Annotated in this window: 22 protein-coding genes; 21 read left to right on the forward strand and 1 reads right to left on the reverse strand. The window is 49.4% G+C overall.

The annotated features are described in order from the left end of the window. The first annotated feature begins 17 nt into the window (after window positions 1-17). A complete protein-coding gene (gene mscL / locus C7R93_RS14380; RefSeq protein WP_106839454.1) occupies window positions 18-473 on the forward strand; it encodes a large-conductance mechanosensitive channel protein MscL in 456 nt (151 codons plus the stop codon). Between the two features lie 19 nt (window positions 474-492). Here mscL and C7R93_RS14385 read toward each other — a convergent pair whose 3' ends face one another. Further along, complete coding sequence (locus tag C7R93_RS14385) at window positions 493-1,266, reverse strand: YheC/YheD family protein (RefSeq protein ID WP_106839743.1); 774 nt, start codon at window positions 1,264-1,266, stop codon at window positions 493-495. 178 nt (window positions 1,267-1,444) lie between these two features. Here C7R93_RS14385 and C7R93_RS14390 point away from each other — a divergent pair, with 178 nt between their 5' ends. The 20 genes from C7R93_RS14390 (at window position 1,445) to C7R93_RS14490 (ending at window position 23,949) form a co-directional block, all read left to right on the forward strand. Beyond that, complete coding sequence (locus tag C7R93_RS14390; protein ID WP_244191547.1) at window positions 1,445-2,269, forward strand: AraC family transcriptional regulator; 825 nt, start codon at window positions 1,445-1,447, stop codon at window positions 2,267-2,269. 76 nt (window positions 2,270-2,345) lie between these two features. Continuing rightward, window positions 2,346-2,711 carry an MmcQ/YjbR family DNA-binding protein gene (locus tag C7R93_RS14395; RefSeq protein WP_106839456.1) on the forward strand — a complete coding sequence of 122 codons (366 nt, stop codon included), beginning with the start codon at window positions 2,346-2,348 and terminating at the stop codon, window positions 2,709-2,711. Between the two features lie 5 nt (window positions 2,712-2,716). Then, window positions 2,717-3,094 (forward strand): VOC family protein, encoded by a 378-nt coding sequence (locus tag C7R93_RS14400; protein ID WP_106839457.1) that lies wholly within the window; start codon window positions 2,717-2,719, stop codon window positions 3,092-3,094. 314 nt (window positions 3,095-3,408) lie between these two features. Further along, entirely contained in the window at window positions 3,409-4,629 is a 1,221-nt protein-coding gene (locus C7R93_RS14405) for an anhydro-N-acetylmuramic acid kinase (protein WP_106839458.1), read from the forward strand. 26 nt (window positions 4,630-4,655) lie between these two features. Continuing rightward, window positions 4,656-6,191 (forward strand): ABC transporter substrate-binding protein, encoded by a 1,536-nt coding sequence (locus tag C7R93_RS14410; protein ID WP_106839459.1) that lies wholly within the window; start codon window positions 4,656-4,658, stop codon window positions 6,189-6,191. A 72-nt stretch (window positions 6,192-6,263) separates the two neighbouring features. After that, window positions 6,264-7,205: an ABC transporter permease gene (locus C7R93_RS14415; RefSeq protein WP_106839460.1), complete on the forward strand. Its 942-nt coding sequence runs from the start codon at window positions 6,264-6,266 to the stop codon at window positions 7,203-7,205. 15 nt (window positions 7,206-7,220) lie between these two features. After that, window positions 7,221-8,054: an ABC transporter permease gene (locus tag C7R93_RS14420; RefSeq protein ID WP_106839461.1), complete on the forward strand. Its 834-nt coding sequence runs from the start codon at window positions 7,221-7,223 to the stop codon at window positions 8,052-8,054. A gap of 25 nt (window positions 8,055-8,079) precedes the next feature. Continuing rightward, window positions 8,080-9,300 carry a serine hydrolase domain-containing protein gene (locus C7R93_RS14425; protein ID WP_106839462.1) on the forward strand — a complete coding sequence of 407 codons (1,221 nt, stop codon included), beginning with the start codon at window positions 8,080-8,082 and terminating at the stop codon, window positions 9,298-9,300. Window positions 9,301-9,318: 18 nt separating this feature from the next. Beyond that, entirely contained in the window at window positions 9,319-10,293 is a 975-nt protein-coding gene (locus C7R93_RS14430) for an ABC transporter ATP-binding protein (protein WP_106839463.1), read from the forward strand. Continuing rightward, window positions 10,290-11,258, forward strand: coding sequence for an ABC transporter ATP-binding protein (locus tag C7R93_RS14435; protein WP_106839464.1), 969 nt, complete (start codon window positions 10,290-10,292; stop codon window positions 11,256-11,258). The genes C7R93_RS14430 and C7R93_RS14435 overlap by 4 nt, the downstream gene beginning before the upstream one ends. Before the next feature lie 44 nt (window positions 11,259-11,302). Next, window positions 11,303-12,211, forward strand: a complete 909-nt coding sequence (gene murQ, locus C7R93_RS14440) for an N-acetylmuramic acid 6-phosphate etherase (protein WP_106839465.1) — start codon at window positions 11,303-11,305, stop codon at window positions 12,209-12,211. Between the two features lie 27 nt (window positions 12,212-12,238). Then, a complete protein-coding gene (locus C7R93_RS14445) occupies window positions 12,239-13,654 on the forward strand; it encodes an FAD-binding oxidoreductase (protein WP_106839466.1) in 1,416 nt (471 codons plus the stop codon). Beyond that, entirely contained in the window at window positions 13,647-14,945 is a 1,299-nt protein-coding gene (locus C7R93_RS14450) for a (Fe-S)-binding protein (RefSeq protein ID WP_106839467.1), read from the forward strand. The genes C7R93_RS14445 and C7R93_RS14450 overlap by 8 nt, the downstream gene beginning before the upstream one ends. Before the next feature lie 568 nt (window positions 14,946-15,513). Continuing rightward, a complete protein-coding gene (locus tag C7R93_RS14460) occupies window positions 15,514-16,773 on the forward strand; it encodes a helix-turn-helix domain-containing protein (protein ID WP_244191548.1) in 1,260 nt (419 codons plus the stop codon). Between the two features lie 60 nt (window positions 16,774-16,833). Further along, the gene (locus tag C7R93_RS14465) at window positions 16,834-17,784 is read left to right on the forward strand and encodes an ABC transporter permease (RefSeq protein WP_106839469.1); all 951 of its coding nucleotides are present in this window, start codon (window positions 16,834-16,836) and stop codon (window positions 17,782-17,784) included. 13 nt (window positions 17,785-17,797) lie between these two features. After that, window positions 17,798-18,694 (forward strand): ABC transporter permease, encoded by an 897-nt coding sequence (locus C7R93_RS14470; RefSeq protein ID WP_106839470.1) that lies wholly within the window; start codon window positions 17,798-17,800, stop codon window positions 18,692-18,694. Window positions 18,695-18,715: 21 nt separating this feature from the next. After that, entirely contained in the window at window positions 18,716-19,723 is a 1,008-nt protein-coding gene (locus tag C7R93_RS14475; RefSeq protein WP_106839471.1) for an ABC transporter ATP-binding protein, read from the forward strand. Then, on the forward strand, window positions 19,713-20,696 hold the full coding sequence (locus C7R93_RS14480) for an ABC transporter ATP-binding protein (RefSeq protein WP_106839472.1): 984 nt from the start codon (window positions 19,713-19,715) through the stop codon (window positions 20,694-20,696). The genes C7R93_RS14475 and C7R93_RS14480 overlap by 11 nt, the downstream gene beginning before the upstream one ends. Before the next feature lie 30 nt (window positions 20,697-20,726). Beyond that, on the forward strand, window positions 20,727-22,328 hold the full coding sequence (locus C7R93_RS14485) for an N-acyl-D-amino-acid deacylase family protein (protein ID WP_106839473.1): 1,602 nt from the start codon (window positions 20,727-20,729) through the stop codon (window positions 22,326-22,328). Between the two features lie 28 nt (window positions 22,329-22,356). Beyond that, on the forward strand, window positions 22,357-23,949 hold the full coding sequence (locus tag C7R93_RS14490; protein WP_106839474.1) for an ABC transporter substrate-binding protein: 1,593 nt from the start codon (window positions 22,357-22,359) through the stop codon (window positions 23,947-23,949). The last annotated feature ends 3 nt before the right edge of the window (window positions 23,950-23,952 follow it).

Consider the following 23,952-nt stretch of genomic DNA (forward strand, 5'->3'; position numbering starts at 1 on the left):
TTAAGGAGGAAGTCATTGTGTTAAAAGAGTTTAAAGAGTTTGCGTTAAAAGGGAATGTGATGGATCTTGCTGTCGGGGTGGTTATCGGTGGGGCGTTCGGTAAAATTGTTACTTCCCTCGTTAATGACATCATTACCCCATTGATTGGGATGCTTTTGGGCAAGGTCGATTTCTCTGGTCTCTTCATCAATTTGAGCGGAGTTCCTTATAAGACGATCGCTGAAGCAAAATTAGCTAAAGCTGCGACGCTGAACTACGGGTTGTTCATCAATTCCGTCCTTGATTTTGTCATTATCGCCTTTTCTATTTTTATCGTCATCAAGCAGCTCAATCGCTTCAAACGCAAGCAAGAAGTGGAGAAGGGACCTGAGACAACCAAAGAGTGCCCGCATTGCATCTCGGCGATTCCGATCAAGGCTACACGCTGCCCGAACTGCACCTCCATGCTGGAGACAAAATTGGCACACGAATAATACAAACAGAGGAGGGCGATTATGCCTTCCTCTGTTTTCGTTTCACCCGGTTTTTATACTGAGTGTGAAGTCTTTTAATCGTATGATAATAGGTCTTGTCTTTGAGCTTGGCAAACAGCCCGTGAGAAGGAAAATCGTAATTAACCTCAATAATGGAGAGGTTTCCTGTTTTCTCTATTGCAAAATCAACGCCGATTTGCGCGCTGTGCCGATATTTATTAAAGTGGGCACATACACGATGACTGATCTGAATCAAATCCGAGACGACACTTTTTATTTTGTCGGGCGCGACTGCCTCAGATTTTTTCAAGGCATGCGGAACAGTCACAGCATATCCGCCGCCGCGAGCGACATTAGTAATAATACTGTCGGAACCGGCTACCTTGGCTAGCATGCCTGCATATTGCCATTTGCCTAATCCATTGCGCATCATCATGACGCGAATATCAAAGGGGCGACCGTCGAGTTCAGCCAGATCCAGCCCTTTTTGAATGACATAATTTTTTTCTGTGCACTGTCTGGCGAGCTGTTGCTTTAAGTCTGCCAAGGTCATCGCGTACATCGGTTCTCCGCGTTCCTTGACGAACTGGTAGCCCCCGTCGTCCGTTTTCCAGACACGGATAATGCCTTTTCCCATATGGGTTCGCGTCGGTTTGATATAGACGGTAGAATACTTCGCTACATACGAGTCCAAATGTGCAGGCTGATACAAGGAAGTAGGCGGGAGGTAAGGGCGGATGTACGGACTTTTTGAAAAGAACTGATGAAGTTTCCACTTGGAAGAGGAGATCACACCGTGCACCTCACTTTCGAAAAATCCATTCGTGCTAGCATATGCAACTACATTCACGACCGTTTTTGCTGGCTCCCGCTGAGAATGGCGTTTTTCAAAAAATGCCAAGGAGTGAGAAGGATTTAGGAAATTGCGGGGGAATATATGTTCTAATCATTGGACAAGGATGGAGAAAATCATGCGGCAATACCGCCCAGTGCAACCTCCGACTCTGCAACGAGCGACCGTCCCAAATGAGTACCGTTACCGAGAATACATGCCCAGCAAAAGCCTGGCGAACTATATCGCCTGCTACTGGGTCTCCGAATACGACGGCGGGGGAGTCGTGCGGACGAGCCGAGTCATTCCTGATGGATGCGTCGATATCATTTTCAATCTCGGAGCTACTTCTATAAAGCAGGGGGCATTTCTAACGGGACTGATGCGGACGTACGAAGACATGCTAATAACCGAACCACAATCTTTGCTAGGCATTCGGTTTTACGCTGAGGGAGCAGCTCGCTTTTTGCGCTACCCAGTCGCCATGATCAACGGACATCATCCCAATCTGGAAGACATCTGGGGCAAAGAGGCGGATGAGATAATAGAAGGCTTACTCGAAGCTTCCGACACTGCGGAGCGGATCGCATGGTTGGAGCAGGAGCTTATCAAACGCTTGTGGATGGATGATCCAACAGACCAGTTGCTTTTGACAAGCATGTACTACTTATATGAATACAGAGGAAATCTTTCTATGGCAGTACTCGCCGAGAAAGTGAATTACAGCGAGAGAACCTTGCGCAGGACGTTTCAACAACAGTTGGGAATGAGCCCGAAGGAACTGGGGCGAATTATTCAATTTCAAGGGCTGCTGCAAGTGCTGGCTAAGGGAATACGCACTTCGTTTACGGATACAGCTCTCCAATGTGGCTATTACGATCAATCGCACTTGATCAAGAGCTTTCACACTTTTTACGGCGTAGCACCAAGCAAAATCGTCTCGCTAGACAGCGCGAATCGATAGTCTCGAAAAGTTGTCCGTTTTTTACAAGCTTCTTTTTGCGAGACTCGTTATCCTAAAGAAAGGATGGTGAATTCAAGTGGATGAACAAACATTAGATACATACTGCCGGAAGCAGCCCGGTGCCACCCATGACTATCAGATGGATTGGGAATGCGATCGCTACCATGTCGGAGGCAAAATATTTGCCATGATCGGGGGCGATTCCAAAGGCGTTCGGATCCTCACCTTGAAGTGCGATCCGATGCGGGCGGAGGAATTGCGCGAGAGCTACGAAGGAATCGTACCCGGCTATCACATGAATAAATCCCATTGGAATTCTGTCTACTTGGACGCTGACATTCCCGAAGGCTTATGGGAAAGGATGATCGAGCATGCGTACGAGACAGTGCTCCAAAAACTGCCCAAGCGCGTCCAGCAAGAAATCAAGAGCGAACAGGAGTGAGTGATGTGGGAATCAAGCTTGATATGGTAGGGATTGTCGTAGCGGACATGAAAAAAGCGTTGGATTTCTATCGGGTACTCGGTTTCGATATACCCGAGGAGGCAAATGAAGAGCCGCATGTGGAGGTAGCGCAGGACGGTGTTCGTCTGGCCTTTGATACAATTGAGATTGCCAAGGGTGTGTATGGAGGATGGGAAGCACCTGTCGGGCATCGGATTGAACTGGCTTTTTTGTGTGAGGATGCTGCGGCACTTGATAAGTTGTATGCGAAAATCGTTACACATGGTTATGAGAGTCACCGTGAGCCGTGGGATGCGTTCTGGGGACAGCGGTATGCCATTGTGAAAGACCCGGATGGGAACCTAATCAGTTTGTTTGCGTAATACTATCCTTTATAAGAAGACAAGCCGAGCCTATGTGAAAAAGGTTCGGCTTGTTTGCGTATGGGACGGAATCATTGGCTGATATATAAAACTTTTTAATAGGAAAACATACCCATAACATCCCGGGTTTTTCTCAAGGAAACGGGCTAGTGCTGTGCCAGCTTGAAATGGACGAGACTTGTGCATTGTTCTTATTTTAAGAAATAAAATTTACTAATAATCGATTGACTTATGTAATTTTGCTACATATAATGAAAGCGATAACAGGAACGAATTTTCCAACGATTCTCGATACTCAAATGGGGGCTTCTGACATGGATCAACCTGCAAAATTGCTCGATTATCGTGCGAAAAATGAGCATGTACTCATCGGCCTGATGTCGGGCACTTCGCTGGATGGCATTGATGCCGCACTCGTAGCGATCCGCACAGATGAACAGGGAGAGATCGAAAAGGTGACTCTCCGCGATTTTTTTTATATGCCTTACTCCGATGACTTACGTGAGTGGGTCATGAATCTGTGCAGTGTCGAAACAGCGAGAGTGGATCAGTTAACTGCGGTGCATTACGGCTTATCTGAATGGTATGCCTATGCGGTACAGCAATTGATTCAGAAAGCGGGTGTAACAGCAACGGAAGTAGATGCAGTCTGTATGCACGGACAAACCATTTGGCATATCGCCGGACGCACGCCATTTCCCGGACCACAAGGAATGACAGAGGTCAGGGCGTCCTTGCAAATCGGCGAGCTGTCCACATTGGCAGAACGTACGGGTATCCCAGTGGTGGGGAACTTCCGCGCTCGAGATCTGGCTGCTGATGGAGAAGGAGCACCGCTTGTTCCATATGCGGACTATATTTTGTTCCGCCATCCGCAAAAAGGCAGACTGCTGCAAAATATTGGTGGAATCGCCAATGTCACATTACTTCCTGCAAGTGCAACTATCGATCAAGTCGTCGCTTTTGATACAGGCCCTGGCAATATGATCATGGATCAAATCGTCCAACACATGACCAACGGACAGATGAGATATGACGAGGGTGGCAAGCTGGCCGCAGGTGGCATGGTTTCTTCGGTACTACTGGAAAAATGGTTGCAGGATCCGTATTACCAGATCAAGCCGCCGAAAAGCACAGGCCGCGAAGTATACGGCAAAGCTTTTGCCCAAGAGCTGTTCAGTGAAGCAGAAAAGCTCGGCATCAGTCATGCCGACTTGTTAGCAACCGTGACCGCATTGACAGCTACGACGATCACGGACGCTTATAAGCATTTCGTATTACCAACAACCAAAGTGGAGGAAGTGATCGTCTCGGGTGGAGGCGCTCATAACCAGACGCTTCTCGCCATGCTACAGCGTCAATTGCCGACGGGAATTACCGTGATGACGGCGCAGCAGTTTGGTATGCCTGACGATGCGAAGGAAGCAGTCGCTTTTGCCATTTTGGGTCATGAGACACTAATGGGACGACCATCCAATGTGCCATCTGTAACAGGGGCGAAGAGGGCCGTACCGTTAGGAAATATATGCTTCTAACATGAGATAAACTAGGGGGTACCATCGTGAAAAAACGAGTATTGGCAGGCTTTTTCCTATCATTGTCTCTCGCGCTTTCCGCTTGTTCAGGTGGAGGAACAGCACCCGCAGAGCAGGGCAAGTCAGCGGAAGGACAAGCAAAAACAGAACTGATCGTGGCAGCCGAGCAAGAGCCAGTGGGCTATGACCCGCATAAGGTTCCTGCGGCATCCAGTTTGCGTGTCTATGCGCTCATCTACGATAGCTTGACCAAGCTGGACGAGAACATGAACATCGTACCGAACCTAGCAGAAAAGTGGGAGATTGCGTCAGACGGCAAAACGGTCACTATGTTCCTGCAAAAAGGCGTCAAATTCCACAATGGCAAAGATATGACGGCAGAAGACGTAAAATTCAGCTTTGAGCGAATCATGAATCCAGACACGGGCTCGATCGCGAAATCGTATTTTTCCAGCGTAGAAGCGATTGAAGTGAAGGATCCAACGACAGTTGTCTTCAAGCTGAAAAATGCGGATGCCTCGTTCGTTGCCAATACAGCAAGTGCCTATGCTTCCATCGTGCCAGCAGGCTCCACTGACCTGACCAAGGAAGCAATCGGAACCGGTCCATTTAAAATGGAAAAAAGTGAGTCGGGACAATATGTCCTGCTAAAGAAAAATGCGGATTACTTCAATAAAGAACTGCCAAAGGTAGAGTCCATCAAGTTCCAAATCATGAAGGACGAGGCTGAGCGTCTCGCTGCGATTCGCTCCGGTAAAGTCGACATCAGCATGGTGTCTGCTGATTCTGCGAAGCTATTGGAAGGCAAGCCAGGCGTACAGATCAAGAACTACCAATCCCTGGAGTACAGCTACCTGGGCATTAACGTAAACAAAAAGCCTTTTGACAATCCAAAAGTGCGCGAAGCGATCAGCTATGCCGTTGACCGCAACCAAATCATCCAGACTGTTTGGAAAGGCGAAGCGACTCTGACTGGTCCGATCGCACCTGCATTGACCAACTGGGCTTTGGACCCTGCTACTTATCCGACCTACAAAACAGATGTAGAAAAAGCGAAGCAACTGCTGGCAGAAGCGGGCTACCCGAACGGTTTCGAGACACAGATCGAAACAGCGGCGACTTATCCAGACATGGTAGAAACCGCACAAGTGATCCAACAACAGCTCAAAGCAATCGGCATCAACGCGAAAATCAACCAGCTCGAGTGGGGGAACTACATCGATACGTGGAAATCCAAGGACATGAACTTGATGGTAGGTCGCAACACATCTGGTGTAGATGCTGACCGTTCCATGCGCTTCTTCTTCTCGACAACTGGTTCTGCTAACGTATGGAACTACTCCAACCCGGCCTACGATGAGCTGGTGCAAAAAGCACTGACGACAATCGATCAAACAGAGCGCAAAAAGCTGTATGACGAAGCACAAACCATGCTGGTAGCAGATGCACCAAACCTGTTCCTGGCATCTCCGAAAAACTACTACGCGGTTCGTGACAACATCGATTTCACACCGTCCGCAGCGGGCGAAGTATACTCGCTGATCAAAACTTCGATCAAGTAATGTAGCATACGTGTGATGAAGGCTCCGCCAGAGGTTAGGCGGAGCCAAGTTTCTAAATATGGAGGGAAACTCGTGGGATCTTATCTAATCAAACGTGTCGCCAGCCTGATTCCCATCCTGTTTGGCATATCCGTATTGATCTTCACGATCCTGCATCTGGTGCCGGGCGATCCAGCTTCCATCATGCTGGGAACGAGTGCCACACCGGAAGCAATTGCGGCGTTGAATAAAAGCATGGGACTGGATCAGCCGTTGATTAACCAGTACCTGCGTTGGATATCAGGAATCCTGCAAGGGAATTTTGGTGTATCGGTCCACACAGGGGAAGAGATTTTGCCTCAGATTCTCAAACGTTTTGCTATCACCATGCAACTGACTGTATTTGGTGTTCTGATTGGGTGGGTGCTCGCGATTCCGTTCGGGATTCTCTCGGCCATTCGCGCTCATTCCAAAACAGACATCGTGGTTCGTGTGTTTACGTTGCTAGGTATTTCTGTTCCGAACTTTGCCATCGGGACCCTGCTCTTGCTCGGCTTTTCGCTTTATTTCAACTGGTTCCCGCCCATTGATGTGGTGAACTTCTGGGAAGATCCGATAGAGGCGTTCAAGGTATTCATTCTGCCTGCGACAACGATGGGGATTGTGGTGGCTGCTGGTGTGATGCGGATGACTCGTTCTGCGTTTTTGGAAACCATGGACAAAGATTTTATTCGGACAGCGCGGGCTAAGGGTAACAGTAAATGGACAATCGTCATGGGCCATGCGTTCCGCAACTCTTCGATTCCGATCGTTACGATCGCAGGTATGCAGATCGGGTACCTTTTGGGCGGGTCTGTTATCGTCGAGCAGCTGTTCTCGATTCCAGGTTTGGGCCAGTACATTCTGGAGGGAATTTATCAGCGGGATTATCCGGTTGTACAGGGAGGCGTATTGTTTGTCGCTCTGGTGTTTGTCCTGGTCAATCTGCTCATCGACCTGATCTATACCTGGATTGATCCGCGTATCAAGTATTGACAAGGGGAATGCGACATGAGCACATTTCGAAAGCGTTTTTTGGCGAATAAGACAGCCGTCTTCTGCTCCATTTTGCTGGCGTTGCTCTGTTTGACGGCAGTGCTGGCTCCAGTGTTGGCTCCGCATGACCCGACACAAATGTTTCAGGATCATCGGATGGAAGGTAGCTCGGGTGAGTTTTTGCTAGGTACGGACCAGTTTGGTCGTGATATTTTGAGCCGCATCATCTACGGTGCGCGCGTATCGCTGGTGGTAGGGCTTTCTGCCGTTCTTGTCAGCGTCGTTTTCGGTACGTTGTTTGGCTTGATCGCCGGCTACTTCGGGCGCTGGATTGATGGTTTTATCATGCGCTGTATGGACGTTCTGTTTGCTTTTCCGGAAATTTTGTTGGCGCTGGCGATTGTCGCCGCATTAGGGCCGGGAACCTTCAATACGATCATGGCCATCGGGATCGTGAACATTCCGATCTTCACCCGGACGGTGAGGGGAGCAGTTCTTTCTATCAAAAATCTGGAGTACGTAGAAAGCGCCCGTGCCATCGGTGCGAGTACGCCACGTATCTTGTTTCAGGAAATTTTTCCGAATGTAACGGCACCGCTGCTGGTTCAATCCTCTCTGGCGATTTCAGGTGCGATCCTGACCGAATCAGCCCTCAGCTTTTTGGGCTTGGGGATTCAGCCGCCAGACCCTTCATGGGGTGGGATGATTTCAGAGGCGCGCCGCTACATGGAGCTGGCTCCGGGCATGATCATCTGGCCATGTATTGCCATGACAGTGACGATTCTCGCTTGCAACATGTTTGGGGATGCCGTCCGTGATATTCTCGACCCGCGTCATCGTGGGAAATAGGAACGATAGGCAGGGGTGAGAACGAATGAACGTGCAACAGATCAGAGAAACAATGGAGTCCAGTCTGACGCAAGGGATTCGGCAAGGAATTTTTCCGGGAGGAGCAGTCAGCTTGCTGCGAAACGGTTCCTCTGCTGTGACAGTCTGCATGGGAAAAACAAGCTATGGACACGATGGAAGGCCAGTTCATAGTCAAACCCTGTACGACATGGCCTCCTTGACCAAGGTGATGGTTGCCTTGCCGCTCATCCTTATCAGTGTGCAGGAAGGAAAGCTCTCGTTGACTGACTCCGTGACGAACTATCTGCCTGAATTGGCGAGCGCCCACGATCAGGAACGCAAAGGGCAGATCAAAATCATTCACCTGCTGACACATACATCGGGACTTCCTGCATGGCGTCCGTACTTTTTGCTGGGGAAAAATCGGGAGGAGTATTTGCGGCTTATCGCAAACGAATCGATGCTGGATGCCCCGGGACGTAACATTGTGTACAGCGATTTGGGATTCATGCTGTTGGGCTTTTTACTGGAGCACATTTGGGACGAGGAACTGGACGCGCTGGCGAAGCGACTGATTTTTCAACCGAGCGGAATGATTCATACGAGCTATTTGCCGCTGGAACAAACAAGTTTGCAAGGGCTGGACATTGCTGCTACGGAGAAGGGCAATGCCTTTGAACAAAATATGGCTGTGACTTATTTATCAGAGCTGACAGAAGCCAGACATCCGTTGGCGTTGGAATGGCAGCAAGCTCTGGCTGGATACGGTTGGCGAGAAGGTGTTATTTGTGGCACTGTTCACGATTGCAACGCCAACTATGGCCTCAGAGGTGTCAGTGGACACGCCGGACTTTTTTCCACCTTGGCTGATACTGAGCGCTACATGCACATTTGGACGAGTGGGAAGGCTCCCGTGCAGCTTGATTCGACGTTGTGTGCCTTGGCTACTCGCTCGCTCACAGACCATTCGATTCATCGCAGAGGACTGGGGTGGATCATTTCCCCGACAGGCGGTTCCTTGGACCAGCTTGCTGCGGGGTGTAGTGGGGGAGATCTTGTTTCGGAAGGGGCCTTTGGGCATACCGGCTTTACAGGAACGTCGATCTGGTCGGACCCAGCGAGAGACGTGACGCTGATTACATTGACGAACCGCGTGCATCCAGTCGCGAGCCCGTTGATCGGGGCGTGGCGGACCGCTCACCATAACAGAATTTTTTCAATAAGTAATCCTGACCGCACATCCTGATGAAAAGGGGGAGTACTCATGGCAGCAATGCTTACGATTGATGATTTGCGAACTTCTTTTATTCAAGCAGGCAAAAAGCTGACCGTGATCGAGGGTGTCAGTCTCTCTGTAGAGCCTGGTGAAACTGTCGGTGTGGTCGGTGAATCCGGATGTGGAAAAAGCGTGACCAGCATGTCCATCATGCAGCTCTTGGGACGGAATGTGGAGATGACCGGGAGTATCCGTTTTCAAGACAAGGAGCTGCTCTCACTTACGGATAAACAAATGCAGAAGATTCGCGGCAATCAGATCGCGATGATTTTTCAGGAGCCGATGACTTCGCTCAACCCATTGCATTCGATTGGCAAACAGATCAGCGAGCCCTTGCGTCGGCATCTCGGACTGTCCAAACAAGAAGCCAAGCAACGGACGATCGAGCTTTTGAAAGAAGTCGGGATTCCGCGTGCCGATGAAATCATTTCCGACTATCCGCATCAATTGTCAGGTGGAATGCGTCAACGTGTGATGATCGCGATGGCGATGTCTTGTGCGCCCAAGCTCTTGATTGCCGACGAACCAACGACGGCTTTGGACGTGACGATTCAGGCGCAAATATTGGAACTCATGAAAAAAGTCCGTCAAGAGCAAGGCACTTCCATCCTGCTTATCACACATGATCTGGGAGTCGTGGCGGAGATGTGTCATCGCGTCATCGTCATGTATGCAGGTCAAATTGTAGAGGAAGCCGATGTAGGGCAGCTGTTTGACGAGCCGAAGCATCCGTATACGAGAGGGCTTTTGAAATCGATGCCTTCTGTCAGTGTCAACCAAGAGCGTTTGGATGCGATTCCGGGCTCGGTGCCGCTTTTGAGCGAAATGCCTGTGGGATGTCGTTTTGCACCGCGCTGCTCGCAGGTCATGGATATTTGCCGCGAGAAAAATCCAGAGCTTTCGCCTGTCGCAGACAACCAAAAGTGCCGCTGCTGGCTGTATCGCGAGGAGGACGTGCAATGAGGCAACCACTGCTGGAAGTCAAATCATTGACCAAGCATTTCACGAGCAAGCAAGGATTCTTCAGCAAGGAGAAAGTCGTCCGTGCCGTCGATGGGGTCAACCTGACTGTCTATCCGGGCGAAACCGTCAGCATCGTAGGCGAATCGGGCTGTGGGAAGTCCACGACAGGACGCTGCATCCTGCGCTTGATTGAGCCGACTGATGGCGAAGTGTTTTTTGAAGGACAGGATATCCGTAAGCTCAATGAATCAGAGCTGCGCCGGGCCAGACGCAACATGCAGCTCGTATTCCAGGACCCGTTTGCGTCGCTGAACCCGCGAAAAACAATCGGACAGCTTTTGGAGGACCCACTCATCATCCACGGCATAGGCAATTCAGCAGAACGCCGCAAGCAAGTCGAGGAGATGATCCAGATCGTCGGCCTCTCCAAGCAGCAGCTGGATCGTTTTCCGCATGAGTTTTCCGGTGGTCAGCGCCAGCGGATTGGCATCGCGCGGGCATTGATTTTGCGCCCGAAGCTGATTGTGGCCGATGAGCCTGTGTCTGCTCTGGACGTGTCGATTCAGGCACAAATTTTGAACCTGATGCAAGATTTGCAAAAGGAATTCAACCTGACGTATTTGTTTATCTCACATGATTTGAGTGTCGTCCGCCATATTTCTGATCGGGTAGCGGTTATGTACCTGGGAAAAGTGGTGGAGGTAGCGGATAAACAATCGTTGTACGAGAAACCAACACACCCCTATACACAAGCGCTGTTATCGGCAGTGCCTGTACCGAATCCCCACCTGACTACCCAGCGGATCATTTTGGAGGGAGATCTGCCTAGCCCGGCGAATCCGCCGTCTGGCTGCACATTCCATCCGCGTTGCCGCCACTGTATGGACATTTGCAAAACGGTTGCTCCTGTGGCTAGCGAGGTATCAGGAGGACATTTTGTCACTTGTCATCTGGATCAGTCATGAAGTGAGCATGGGGCAGTAAGATTGAAAAGGAGGTTCGATAGAGCATGAATCTGGAGAACTTACAAGCATTGACGACCGAAGGAAAAAACGAGAGCAGCAGTGAGTTGGATCAACTGAGTGCCCGCGGTATCGTACAAATGATGAATGATGAGGACAAGAAGGTTCCCTATGCAGTAGAGTGCGTCCTCGACCAAGTATCTAATGCGGTAGAGGTGATCACACAGGCATTGGAAAAGGGTGGAAGACTGTTTTACTTTGGTGCTGGAACGAGTGGACGTTTAGGGATACTGGATGCGTCCGAATGCCCGCCGACCTTTGGTACCCAGCCTGAGCTCGTTCAGGGTGTGATTGCAGGAGGACCGTCCGCGATGGTACGCGCGGTAGAAGGAGCAGAAGATTCCTTTGAGCTAGGTAAAGAAGATATTCATAAATACGGTGTCACCAAAAACGATGTGGTCGTAGGCATTGCTGCCAGTGGCCGGACTCCGTACGTCCTCGGTGTTTTGGCGGAGGCACAGAAGATCGAAGCCAAGACGATTGCTGTTTCTTGCAACAAGCCGTCTTTCATCAATGAGGGTGCAGATGTAGCCATCAATGTCGTCGTAGGACCTGAAGTATTGACGGGATCGACGAGGCTCAAGGCAGGAACAGCCCAAAAGCTGGTGCTGAACATGCTGACGACCGCGACGATGATTCGCTTGGGCAAAGTGTACGGAAATCTGATGGTCAGCGTGCAGGCGACAAACCTCAAGCTGAAGGAACGAGTAAAGCGGATCATCATGGAAGTGACCGGAGCAAGTTACGAGGAAGCGGAGCAACTGGCTGATCAGGCAGACGGAGATGCGAAGACAGCCATTATCATGAAGCTGACCGGATCGAGCAGGGAAGAGGCCACTCGTCTGTTGAATGTTACCAATGGAAGAATCAGGGAAGCCATTGCGCAGGTGGACTAAGTTTTTGGGAAAGGATGGAGAGATTCCATGTTGCTAGAATCCATTCGCGAAGAGCTACGCGCCATCGTCGGAGAGAAAAACTGTCTCGACAAACAGGAAGCATTAGTCGCCTATTCGTATGACGCGACGCCGATGCAGCAAGCATTGCCGGATGTGGTCGTCCTGCCGAAGAGCACAGCCGAAGTCCAACAGGTCATGCGAGTTGCTGCACGACACCACATCCCGATTGTGACGCGTGGAGCAGGCTCCAATCTATGCGGCGGAACAATACCAGTCGGCGGCGGGATTGTGCTCGTGCTTGGCCGGATGAATCAGATTTTAGAGATTGACGAACAAAATTTGACGATAACGGTGCAGCCGGGAGTCCGAACGGTCGACATCCATCAGGCGGTAGAGGCACTCGGTTTGTTTTACCCACCGGATCCAGGCAGCATGGTCATCTCCACGATTGGCGGGAATATTGCGCTTAATTCGGGTGGACTGCGCGGGTTGAAGTACGGAACGACCAAGGATTATGTGCTGGGTCTCGAAGCTGTGTTGCCGAACGGCGAGGTCATTCGTACCGGGGGCAAGCTGATGAAGGATGTGGCGGGCTATGATCTGACCAAGCTCTTGGTCGGTAGCGAGGGGACATTGGCGATCATTACGGAGGCCATTCTCAAGCTGATTCCGAAGCCACAGACACAGCGAGTCATGCTGGCGATGTTCGCAGATATGGCACAGGCGGCGAGGTCTGTTTCCGATATTATTGCCAATCGTATTATTCCTGGAACGCTTGAATTTCTCGATCAGGGCACGATCCGTGTCGTGGAGGATTTCAAACAGATTGGGCTTCCGACAGATGTGGCTGCGATCCTCCTGATCGGACAGGACGGAGAACCACAGACGGTCGATCGGGACATGGAGCAGATCGCTGCTATCTGCCAGAAGAATGATGCTGTTCAAATTAAGGTAGCGACGACAGCCGAGGAAGCGGATGAGGTGATGACTGCCAGACGCAGTGCGCTCGCTGCGTTGTCAAGGATGCGTCCGACGACCATTCTGGAGGACGCAACAGTGCCTCGCGCCGCGATTGCGCCGATGGTAGCCGCGATCCAAGAGATTACAGATCGATACGGGCTGCAAATTTGCACATTTGGCCATGCAGGTGACGGCAATTTGCATCCGACCTGCATGACAGACGCCCGCAACACGGAAGAGATCGAGCGTGTCGAGCATGCCTTCGAGGAAATTTTCACGGCGGCCATCGATTTGGGCGGTACGATTACGGGAGAGCATGGCGTGGGGATCGTCAAAGCACCGTATTTGGAGTGGAAAGTAGGAGCAGCAGGTATGGAGGTCATGAAAGGCATCAAGCATGCATTCGATCCTCACAATCTCCTGAACCCTGACAAGATGTTTGCCAAACAGTCCCGGAACAGAGTGGTGGTCCAGCGTGCTTAAAGAAGCCTTGGTAAATAAACTCGATTACGATGAACTGTCCAATTGCATGCGCTGTGGCTTCTGCCAGCCTGCCTGTCCGACCTTTCGGGAAACAGGCTATGAGGCAGCTTCTCCACGAGGTCGCATCGCATTGATGAAAGCCGTAGCAGACGGTGTCATGGAGCCGGACAAAGATTTCGTCGATCAAATGAATCTGTGTCTAGGCTGCCGTGCCTGTGAGCCGGTATGCCCAGCAGGTGTGCCGTACGGTCAGCTGATCGAGCAGACGAGAGAAGCGATCGAAGAGGTGCAGGAGCATCCATGGTGGGTCAAAGCCGTCCGCAAGCTCGCGTTTTTTCACCTGTTTCCTCATCAGAAGCGCATGTACCAGCTCGGCGGACTCTTGCGCTTCTATCAGCGCTCAGGTGTGCAAAAAGCCATACGCAAGCTAGGAGTGCTATCCATCCTGCCAAAGCAAATGCGGGAAATGGAGGCGATCATGCCTGAAGCATCTGGAAAAGGTATCGTGGACTTTTTCGGCGGCACGATTATTCCAGCCGTCGGCGAGCGCAAGTATCGCGTAGGAATGTTTCACGGCTGCATCATGGATGTCCTGTTCAATGAGACGAATCGCAACACTGTTCAGCTTCTGAGTGAGGCGGGCTGTGAGGTAATCATCGCTCCTGACCAGGTATGCTGCGGTGCTCTCCATGCACATAGCGGTGAGCGTGAACAGGCTCGCAATCTGGCGCGAAAAAATGTGGCTGCTTTTCACAAGGCTGACGTGGATATCATCGTATCCAACGCAGGTGGTTGCGGGGCGATGCTGCAAGAATACGACCATTTGCTGGCGGAAGATGCCGAGTGGCAGGAGAAAGCACAGTGGTTCGCCTCACGTGTGAAGGATATTAGCGAGGTGCTTGCACTTCGCGTCGAGCCAAAAGCATGGCAGTCCTTGCCGCAACGGATCACCTATCAATCCTCCTGTCACCTGCGTAACGGGATGAAGGTGACAAAAGAGCCAGTGAACCTGCTGCAAGCCATTCCGGGAGCCACCTACGTACAGCTTCGCGAGGGAGATCGCTGCTGCGGCTCAGCAGGCATTTACAATCTGGTGCAGCCTGAGATGGCCGGAAGCCTTTTGGATGAAAAAATGGGTCATGTAGCGGCTACCCAAGCAGACATTCTGGTGACCTCGAATCCGGGCTGTCTGTTGCAAATGAAAGCGGGCATTCATCGAGCTGGGCTGGAAGGCAAGATGGAGGCTGTGCATATCGTGGATTTGCTGGCACGTGTTAGCTCAAAACAATAGAATCTCTTAAATCGAGAAAACGTGTAGGGAATCATTCTGCAAGACGGAGTGGTTCTTTGCACGTTTTTTTTAGTAAATAGGAATTGATAAGTTGTAGTTGTGGTACAAAGCTGGTGAGAAGAAAAAGCACAGGGCTCGCAGACCTTGACAGGCCTACCCAGTCGGAACTTCAAAAAGGGGACCACGCTTGTCGAACACTTCTTCCTTGAGAAGCTTCCGCCCGTAGGGTGGCTTTGGCTCGACGGTCCCCTTTTTGAAGTGGAGACGGTCAGTGAATCCCCCTGCTGGCGTGTCAGAGTCGAAGAGAACTGTGCTTTTTCTTCTCCTCCACTATGTTGACTCAAACCAAAAGGACCTTGATGGTTTTTCTTATAGAAAAAGGGGATAAAAGGACTATTAACGGAAATTGCATGTAAGAATGGCCGAATGTATGATAATAGAAAGAATTTTTAAAAAATTTAATTAAATATATGATGGCAGTAAAAATTCGGAGAGGAAGTGGTAGGGAGCGATGGAAATCAAAGTCGCAGTTATAGGTCCTTACGATTTGCTTGATGAGGTTTTGTGTATGGCAGCAACATTTCCAGCCTTAACGTTGCGCCCCCTCGGCTACAAAAATGTACAGGATGTCAAACAACTCGTGCTTTCCTGCAAGGAAGAGGTTGACGTTTATTTATTTGCCGGTCCTATTCCATACCAAATTGCCCGGGAGCATATTGATGCTCCAAAACCGATGGTGTACCTGCCTTACAATGGCACGAGTCTCTATCGCGTATTCTTTCAGTTGTTGCGAGAGAGCGGGACTTTATTGAAAGAGAGCCGTTTGCGCTTTAGTATCGATGTTTTGTCTTTACAAGAGGTTGAGCAAAGATTGGATGAGCTGTCTATACTTGTAGATCGCATGTATACGATGGAATATCGATTAGACCAGAGCGCAGACGATATCCTTTCGTTTCATTACGACTTATGGACAAGTAAAAAGGTAGACGCGATTTTTACATGCGTAGCATCTGTTTATTGGGAGCTTCGAAGATTAGGAATCCCCTGTTATCGTGTTACTCCCACCAAGTCTACGATCCAAGATGGCTTGTATCGGGCACAGATCGAAGGAAAAAACCTTCAGTTAAACGATACCCAAATCGCAATCGGTATCATTAATATCGAGAACATCGTGAAAAAATGGCATTCATCCGAATATGAGCTCCAGCGAAAGAAAATAGCGATCCAGGAGATATTGATTGATTATGGGGAAGAAATCCAAGCCTTGATGAACTGGCCGGATCGTAATGAGGTCATCTTCGTTACGACTCGGGGTGTTATCGAACGGACGACAAGCATGTTTACTCGCTTCCCCCTCCTAGAGAGAATCGTAAACCGTTTAAACATTTCTGCCAGTATCGGAATTGGGTTGGGCCGAACCGCGAACGAGGCGCAAAGCAAAGCCGGGGAAGCGCTCTCCAAAGCCAAATCCGGCGGAGGAGGAAGCTGTTTCATCGCTATGCACGATGGCAATGTTGTCGGGCCGCTGGGTGAAGAATTTCAGTTAGCGTACTCCCTCCGAAGCAACAATCCAGAGCGTTTGGATGCCGCCCGAAAATCAGGATTGAGCGTCGGGACGATCAACAAACTGATCTCCTTTTGCCAAAACTACGGCAGCTCACAAATAACCGCAGCTGACCTCGCTAGTCGATTTGGCGTTTCATTGCGCAGTGCCAGACGGATTTTAAGCAAATTAGAGCAGAGTCAATTGGCAATGGTCGTCGGTGAAGAGCAGCCGATCTGTAAAGGAAGGCCCCGTCAGGTCTATGATCTGAAACTGCATATATGAATGCTGAGTTTTACACGTTCATGGTTTTTAATCGATGACAATTGAGGGGGAAAGACGAAAATGGGAGGTTATTTGCTTAAGCGTGTCGTGTCCTTATTACCTGTCCTTCTGGTTGTAGCGGTTGTTGATTTTATTATCATTCATCTTACCCCTGGTGACCCTGCTTCTGTCATTCTGGGGGCACAAGCTACGGAAGAAGAATTAGCAAAATTACGCGAGCAGCTAGGTTTAAATCTTCCCATCTATATCCGCTTTTTCGAATGGATAGGGGGCTTGCTGCAAGGGGATTTAGGCTGGTCGATTTTTATGGATAAGCCTGTGACAGAAGCGATATGGGAGCATTTAGGGCCTACCCTTTCATTAACGATTATGGCTGAGATCATTGCGATTCTGTTTGCGATCCCCTTGGGAGTGATGGCTGCCAATCGTCGAGGCACTTGGATGGATCAAACGTTTATGACATTTGCTTTGCTCGGAATCTCGCTTCCTAGCTTTTGGATCGGATTGAATCTGATCTTGCTTTTCGCCGTCCAACTGAATTGGCTGCCTGCAGCAGGCTATCAACCGATATCCAATGGACTCCTGAATCATTTCAAATACTTGATCATGCCCGCGATATCACTTGGCATTATGCAAGGGGCTTTAATTGCGCGAATGACGAGATCTTCCATGCTGGAAGTGTTAAACGAAAATTACATTCGAACGGCAGAAGCAAAAGGCTTGAAGATGTGGCTTGTCACCTATAAGCATGCGCTACGTAATGCCTTCATCCCCATCCTCACGGTAATTGGACTGTCGTTTGCAACACTGATCGGAGGAGCAGTCGTGACTGAAACCGTCTTTAACATACCAGGGATCGGAAAGCTCATTGTCAATTCCGTTTTAAGACGGGATTACGAGGTGATCCAAGGTACCGTGCTCATGATTGCGGCAGCGTATGTTCTCATCAATCTCATCGTTGATTTGCTTTATGCGTATATCGATCCACGTGTGCGATACGACAAGAGCTAAGGGGGATGGATGAATGGAAACATCTTCGGTAACGATTGCCACAAGCCAACCTGTTGCACCTTCAAGGCATCACGTAAGAGTAGCCATGAATCGGTTTTTCGCAAACCGATTGGCTGTCTCTGGGAGTATTCTCGTTTTGTTTATCACCCTCATTTGTGTCCTTGCTCCTTTGCTCACCTCCTATGATCCACTCGAAATGAAAGTGCAGGATCGACTCAAACCGCCAAGCACGAGCCATTGGTTTGGTACGGACGAGTTTGGCCGAGATGTGTTTACCCGTGTTGTGTACGGAAGCAGAATTTCTATGGGGGTTGGATTCTCGGTAGTCGTGATTACTTCCATCGTGGGGTTACTATTTGGGCTGTATTCAGCCTACTACCGAAGATTGGACAACTTTCTCATGCGGATCAATGACGGCTTAATGGCATTTCCTGCTATTCTGCTCGCCATTGCTATATTGGCAGCACTCGGCCCGAAAATGAGCAATGTAATTATCGCTCTGAGTGTTGTGTATATTCCAACGGTAGCCCGAGCGATCAGATCGGTAGCGATCACTGTGAGAGAGCAGACGTATATCGAAGCGATTCATGCGCTGGGGGGTAAGTCATGGAGGGTCATTTGGCTGCATATCGCTCCTAACTGCCTGTCTCCTCTGATTGTCCAGGCAACGTTCATTTTTGCTTATGCAGTCATTACGGAAGCCTCCTTGAGCTTCTTGGGAGCGGGAACTCCGCCGCCTGAGCCAAGCTGGGGAAACATTTTAAATGACGGAAGAACGATCATGAAACAAGCATGGTGGATGACTGTTTTTCCTGGACTGTCCATCATGATAACCGTACTGGGACTCAACCTGCTCGGAGATGGTCTCCGCGATTTATTGGACCCGCATACGAATCGAGCAAAAAAATAAGCGCTGCAAGGCGGGAAGGGGATGATTCATGTGCCATTATTGGAAGTGAAAAACTTGAGAACGACCTTTTCCACAGAGCTGGGTCAGGTGACAGCTGTAGACGGGGTTTCCTTTCAGGTGGATTCCGGCGAGACGGTCGGACTGGTTGGGGAATCGGGATGCGGAAAAAGTGTGACTTCCTTGTCGATCCTACGGCTGTTCCGAAAACACAGTGGAACGAGGCTTACAGGCGAAATCTTTTTTGAGCAAAAAGAGCTGCTGCAATCATCCATGGAGGAGCTGCAAGAGATTCGCGGCAATCGGATATCGATGATCTTCCAAGACCCGATGAGCTCGCTCAATCCTGTTTATACCGTAGGAAACCAAATTGCCGAATCGCTCATGCTGCATCAAAAATTGTCTAAAAAAGCTGCGCAGGAAAAAACGATTGAAATGCTTACCTTGGTCGGCATCCCTTCACCGGATAAGAGGGTGAACGACTATCCTCATCAGCTCTCAGGCGGAATGAGGCAGCGTGTCATGATCGCCATGGGCTTGTGCTGCCAGCCCAAGCTGTTGATTGCCGATGAACCGACGACCGCATTGGACGTTACCATTCAAGCGCAAATTCTTGATTTGATGCTGGATCTGCAAAAGCAATTACAGATGGGAATCCTGCTAATTACCCACGATCTTGGCGTCGTTGCGGAAGTGTGCGATCGTGTTCTGGTCATGTATTTGGGGCAGATCGTAGAAGAAGCTTCTGTGGAAACATTGTTTGAGAATCCGAAACATCCCTATACGATTGGTTTGATGAAATCGATCCCGACCATTGATGGCAAACGTGGAAAGAAGCTCCATGTAATAGAAGGCATCGTTCCGTCGCTCCATCAGATTCCCAAAGGGTGTCGATTTGCACCCAGATGCCCGCTTGCAGATGAAAAGTGCAGGCAGCATCCTCCAGACTTGTTTGAAATAGCGAGATTGCATCAGGTTCGATGCTGGCATCACGAAAGAATCGGGGTGGGGGGCGTTGCGTTTGGGGGCTAAGGAGAAAACAGCGGTACCACTTTTGCAGGTATCCAATTTAGTGAAGCATTTTCCGATCAAACGAGGCTACTTTCAAGAGAAAGCGTACGTAAAAGCAGTCAGCAATTTTTCCTTGAAAATATACAAAGGGGAAACTTATGGGCTGGTTGGGGAATCCGGATGCGGAAAAAGCACAACGGGCCGTATGATCCTTCGCTTGCTTGCGCCGACGTCTGGGAGTGTGCAATACAAAGGACAGGACATCACTCATTTTTCAGATGAAGAACTAAGAAACGCCAGAAAAGAAATGCAGATCATTTTTCAAGACCCGTATTCAGCGCTGAATCCCCGCAAACAAATAGGCAAAGCCATCGCTGAACCTATGAGTATTTTCAATTTGGGAGAGAAAAGGCAGCACAAGCAGCTTGTCCTTGACCTTCTTCGTAAAGTGGGACTGCAGCCAGAACATTACGACCGATATCCTCATGAGTTTTCAGGTGGGCAAAGACAGCGGATTGTGTTGGCGCGTGCACTTGCAGTAAATCCTGCATTCATCGTATGTGATGAACCTGTTTCCGCACTCGATGTCTCCATCCAGTCTCAAATTCTCAATCTATTGCAACAGCTGCAAGAAGATTTTCAACTCACCTATTTATTCATCGCGCATGACCTCAGCGTCGTCCGACATATTTCTGATCGAGTCGGCGTGATGTACCTGGGTCATTTAGTGGAAGAAGCCCCCACAGATGCATTGTTCTCTGAGCCACTGCATCCTTATACCCGAGCGCTATTGTCGGCTGTTCCAGAGCCAAATCCAAAGAAAAGGAAAGAGAGGATCGTCCTCTCAAGTGAAGTTCCCTCCCCAATCGATTTGCCAAAAGGCTGTGTGTTTCATCCGAGATGTCCGCAAGCGATCGCCACCTGTAAGGAAGTCGTTCCGGTTTTGCAGGAAATGGGTACGGGCCATCGTGTTGCTTGTCATCTGGTTTCATAAAAATTGCAAGGATAGAGAGGAGCAAGTAAAATGCTGGATATCGTTATTCGGAATGGTCAGGTGTACGACGGAACTGGTAATCCATGGACTCGGTTGGACATCGGCATTCATGACGGAAGGATTGTGAAGATCGGACAGCTTCACGACTCAGAAGCCGTGCGAGTGATCGAGGCAGAAGGTCTGGCTGTTTCTCCCGGTTTTATTGACACGCATGTACACTCTGACTTGCTGTGCACAAAGCCGGATATTCACAAAATCAAGGTGCTGCAAGGAGTGACAACAGAGCTGCTCGGGCAAGACGGTATTTCTGTTGCCCCTGTCAATGAACAGACGAAACCTTTATGGCAAAAACAGCTCCGCGGGTTAAATGGTGACATTGGAGACTGGCCTTGGAATTCCATTGGCGAGTATCTCCAATTTTTAAGCCGCTCTACGCTGGCAGGAAATGTCGCTTATTTGGTTCCACATGGTGCTGTTCGAACACTTGTGATGGGGTTTGAGGGACGAAGGGCTACCACAGAAGAGATGCGAAAAATGCGTGAGCTCGTAGAAGAAGGAATGCGACAAGGAGCAGTCGGCCTGTCGTCAGGGCTAGTGTATCCGCCTAATTTGTTTTCCTGCAAAGAAGAGCTCATCGAGTTATGCAAAGGAGCAGCGAAATACGATGGATGCTTCGTCGTCCATATGCGAAATGAAAGCAATCACATTCTCGAAGCGCTTGACGAGATGATCGATGTTGCACGCCGTTCAAGTGTGCGTCTGCATATTTCTCATTTCAAGGTGATTGGCCGAAACAATCGTGGCAACTTCCAACAGGCATTAGAAAAAATGGATCAAGCCCGTGCTGAGGGGATCGAGATCACCTTTGATCAATATCCGTACACAGCAGGATCAACCGTGTTACATGCCTTGTTGCCACCGTGGATGCACAATGGAGGCACAGAGGAGCTTCTCGCCAAGCTGCAAGACCCAGAGATTCGCAGGCGGATTAAAGATGACTTCGAGAACAACCATGATTTTGAAAACTGGGTAGAGAGCTGTGGTTGGGGGAAAATCGTGATTGCGTCTGTCACTTCTGAGAAAAATCGCGTCGTGGAGGGGAAGAATTTACTGGAAATTGCCGAGATGCGCGGAACAACACCTGCCGATGCTGTCTTTGAGCTGTTGCTGGAGGAAAATGCTGGTGTCACGATGGTCATTTCTTGGGGCGAAGAGGAGGATATCACGAACGCGCTTAAACATCCGATGCAAATCGTCGGTTCGGACGGGATATTCGGCGGAAAACCGCATCCGAGGCTATACGGAACCTTCCCGAGAATATTGGGGCGGTTTGTCAGGGAAAAAGAAGTTCTCGCGCTGTCTGAAGCGATTCGTCATATGACAGGAGCGCCTGCGCAACTGCTTCGACTAAAGGATCGAGGATACATCACCGAAGGGTATTGGGCCGATATTGTTATTTTTGATCCGTTAACGGTTACAGATCAAGCGACCTACGAGCAGCCGCTTCTTGAGCCGATCGGGATCAAATATGTGCTGGTGAATGGGAAATTGGCGGTGGATAACTCGTCTTTCACTGGCTTGACCGCGGGGACAGTGATTCGCAATGAAGAGATCAGTTTGAAAATAACCTGAAAATTCTATTAATGAAGGGGGATTTTCCGTGATCAAGAAGCCGATTGGTTATATGTTGACACTTCTTATAATCGTGACACTGTCATTATTGGGGTGCTCTTCCACTCCGTCTTCAAGCGATCCTACTTCCAGCAGTGAACAGAGTGAAGTGAAGCCAAAAGAGAAGAACGAACTGCGCGTTGCTTTGTCGGTTTCACCGCCTTCGCTTGATATGGTGAAAACGTCCACGACAGTGGCACTCCAAGTCGGTTGGCATATTTTCGAGCCGCTTGTCACTCTGGATAAAGACTACAAGCCTACTCCGATGCTTTCGAAATCTTTTGAAGTGAGTAAAGACGGGAAAGAGATCACCTTCACACTCAGGGAAGGAATCACCTTTCATAATGGGAAAGCTCTTGGCGTAGAGGATGTGATCGCTTCGCTCAATCGCTGGAAGGAGCTGTCACCAAATGGAAAAACAGGCCTTGCGAATGCTACGATTTCGTCCAAGGACAATGACAAAATTATCATTACCTTGGATAAGCCATCCGGGACCTTGCTAACCTCTCTTGCATTTCCTCAACAAGGCGCAATGATCATGCCTAAGGAAGTTATTGAAGCGGCTACGGAAGAAGGAGTAAAAGAATACATTGGAACAGGGCCGTTCAAATTTGTGGAGTGGAAGCAAGATCAATACATTCATCTCGAAAAATATTCTGATTATCAAGCATTGACCGAGCCAGCAAGCGGATTGGGTGGGAAAAAGGAAGCCATGGTAGACCGCATTTATTTCCACACCGTTCCGGATGCGGCTACACGCGTAGCAGGTCTTCAATCGGGGGAGTACGATTTTGCTGATGAGCTTCCCTTTGACAACTACGAACAGTTAAAAGGCGATCCTAATCTGGTGACGGTCGTGTCGAAGCCACAAAAATACGTCGGCATGATTTTTAACAAGAAAAAAGGTTTGTTTGCGAATGTAACGGCACGCCAAGCAGTGAATGCTGCACTAGATCATGAAATGATCATGATGGGAATAAGCGGGAACCCGGATTTTTTTCGACTGGATCACAGCTTAATGTTTGTAGAGCAGCCATGGCATTCAGTAGCAGGTAAAGAAAAATACAATCAGAAGAATCCTGAATTAGCGAAAAAGCTGTTGGCTGAAGCAGGCTACAACGGCGAGCCCGTGACCATCATCACAACAAAGGACTACGATTACATCTATAAAAGCTCCATCATGGTCAAAGACCAGCTGGAGAAAATCGGGGTCAAAGTAAACTTCGAGATTTACGACTGGCCTACGATGGTCAGCAAACGTTCAGATGAAGCCAAGTGGAACATATTTTTCACTGGTTTTCCAACCTACACAAACCCGGTTCAAACATTGTATTTAGACTCTCGAAACAAATGGCCTGGCTGGTACAACAACCCTGAGATGGATGCATTGCTGGACGAACTTCGCCATACGGTAACCTTTGATGAGCAGAAGGCTGTATTTGAGAAAATACAAACCTTGTTCTGGGAGGATCTCCCGATTGTAAAAATAGGGGACTTGCACGGATTGGCGGCTCATCGCAATTACGTGAAAGGCTATCAGTACTTCATGGATGCACCATTCTGGAATGTTTCTGTCCAATAGTGA

The organism is Brevibacillus fortis, from assembly GCF_003013395.1.
Taxonomy (GTDB): Bacteria; Bacillota; Bacilli; order Brevibacillales; family Brevibacillaceae; genus Brevibacillus; species Brevibacillus fortis.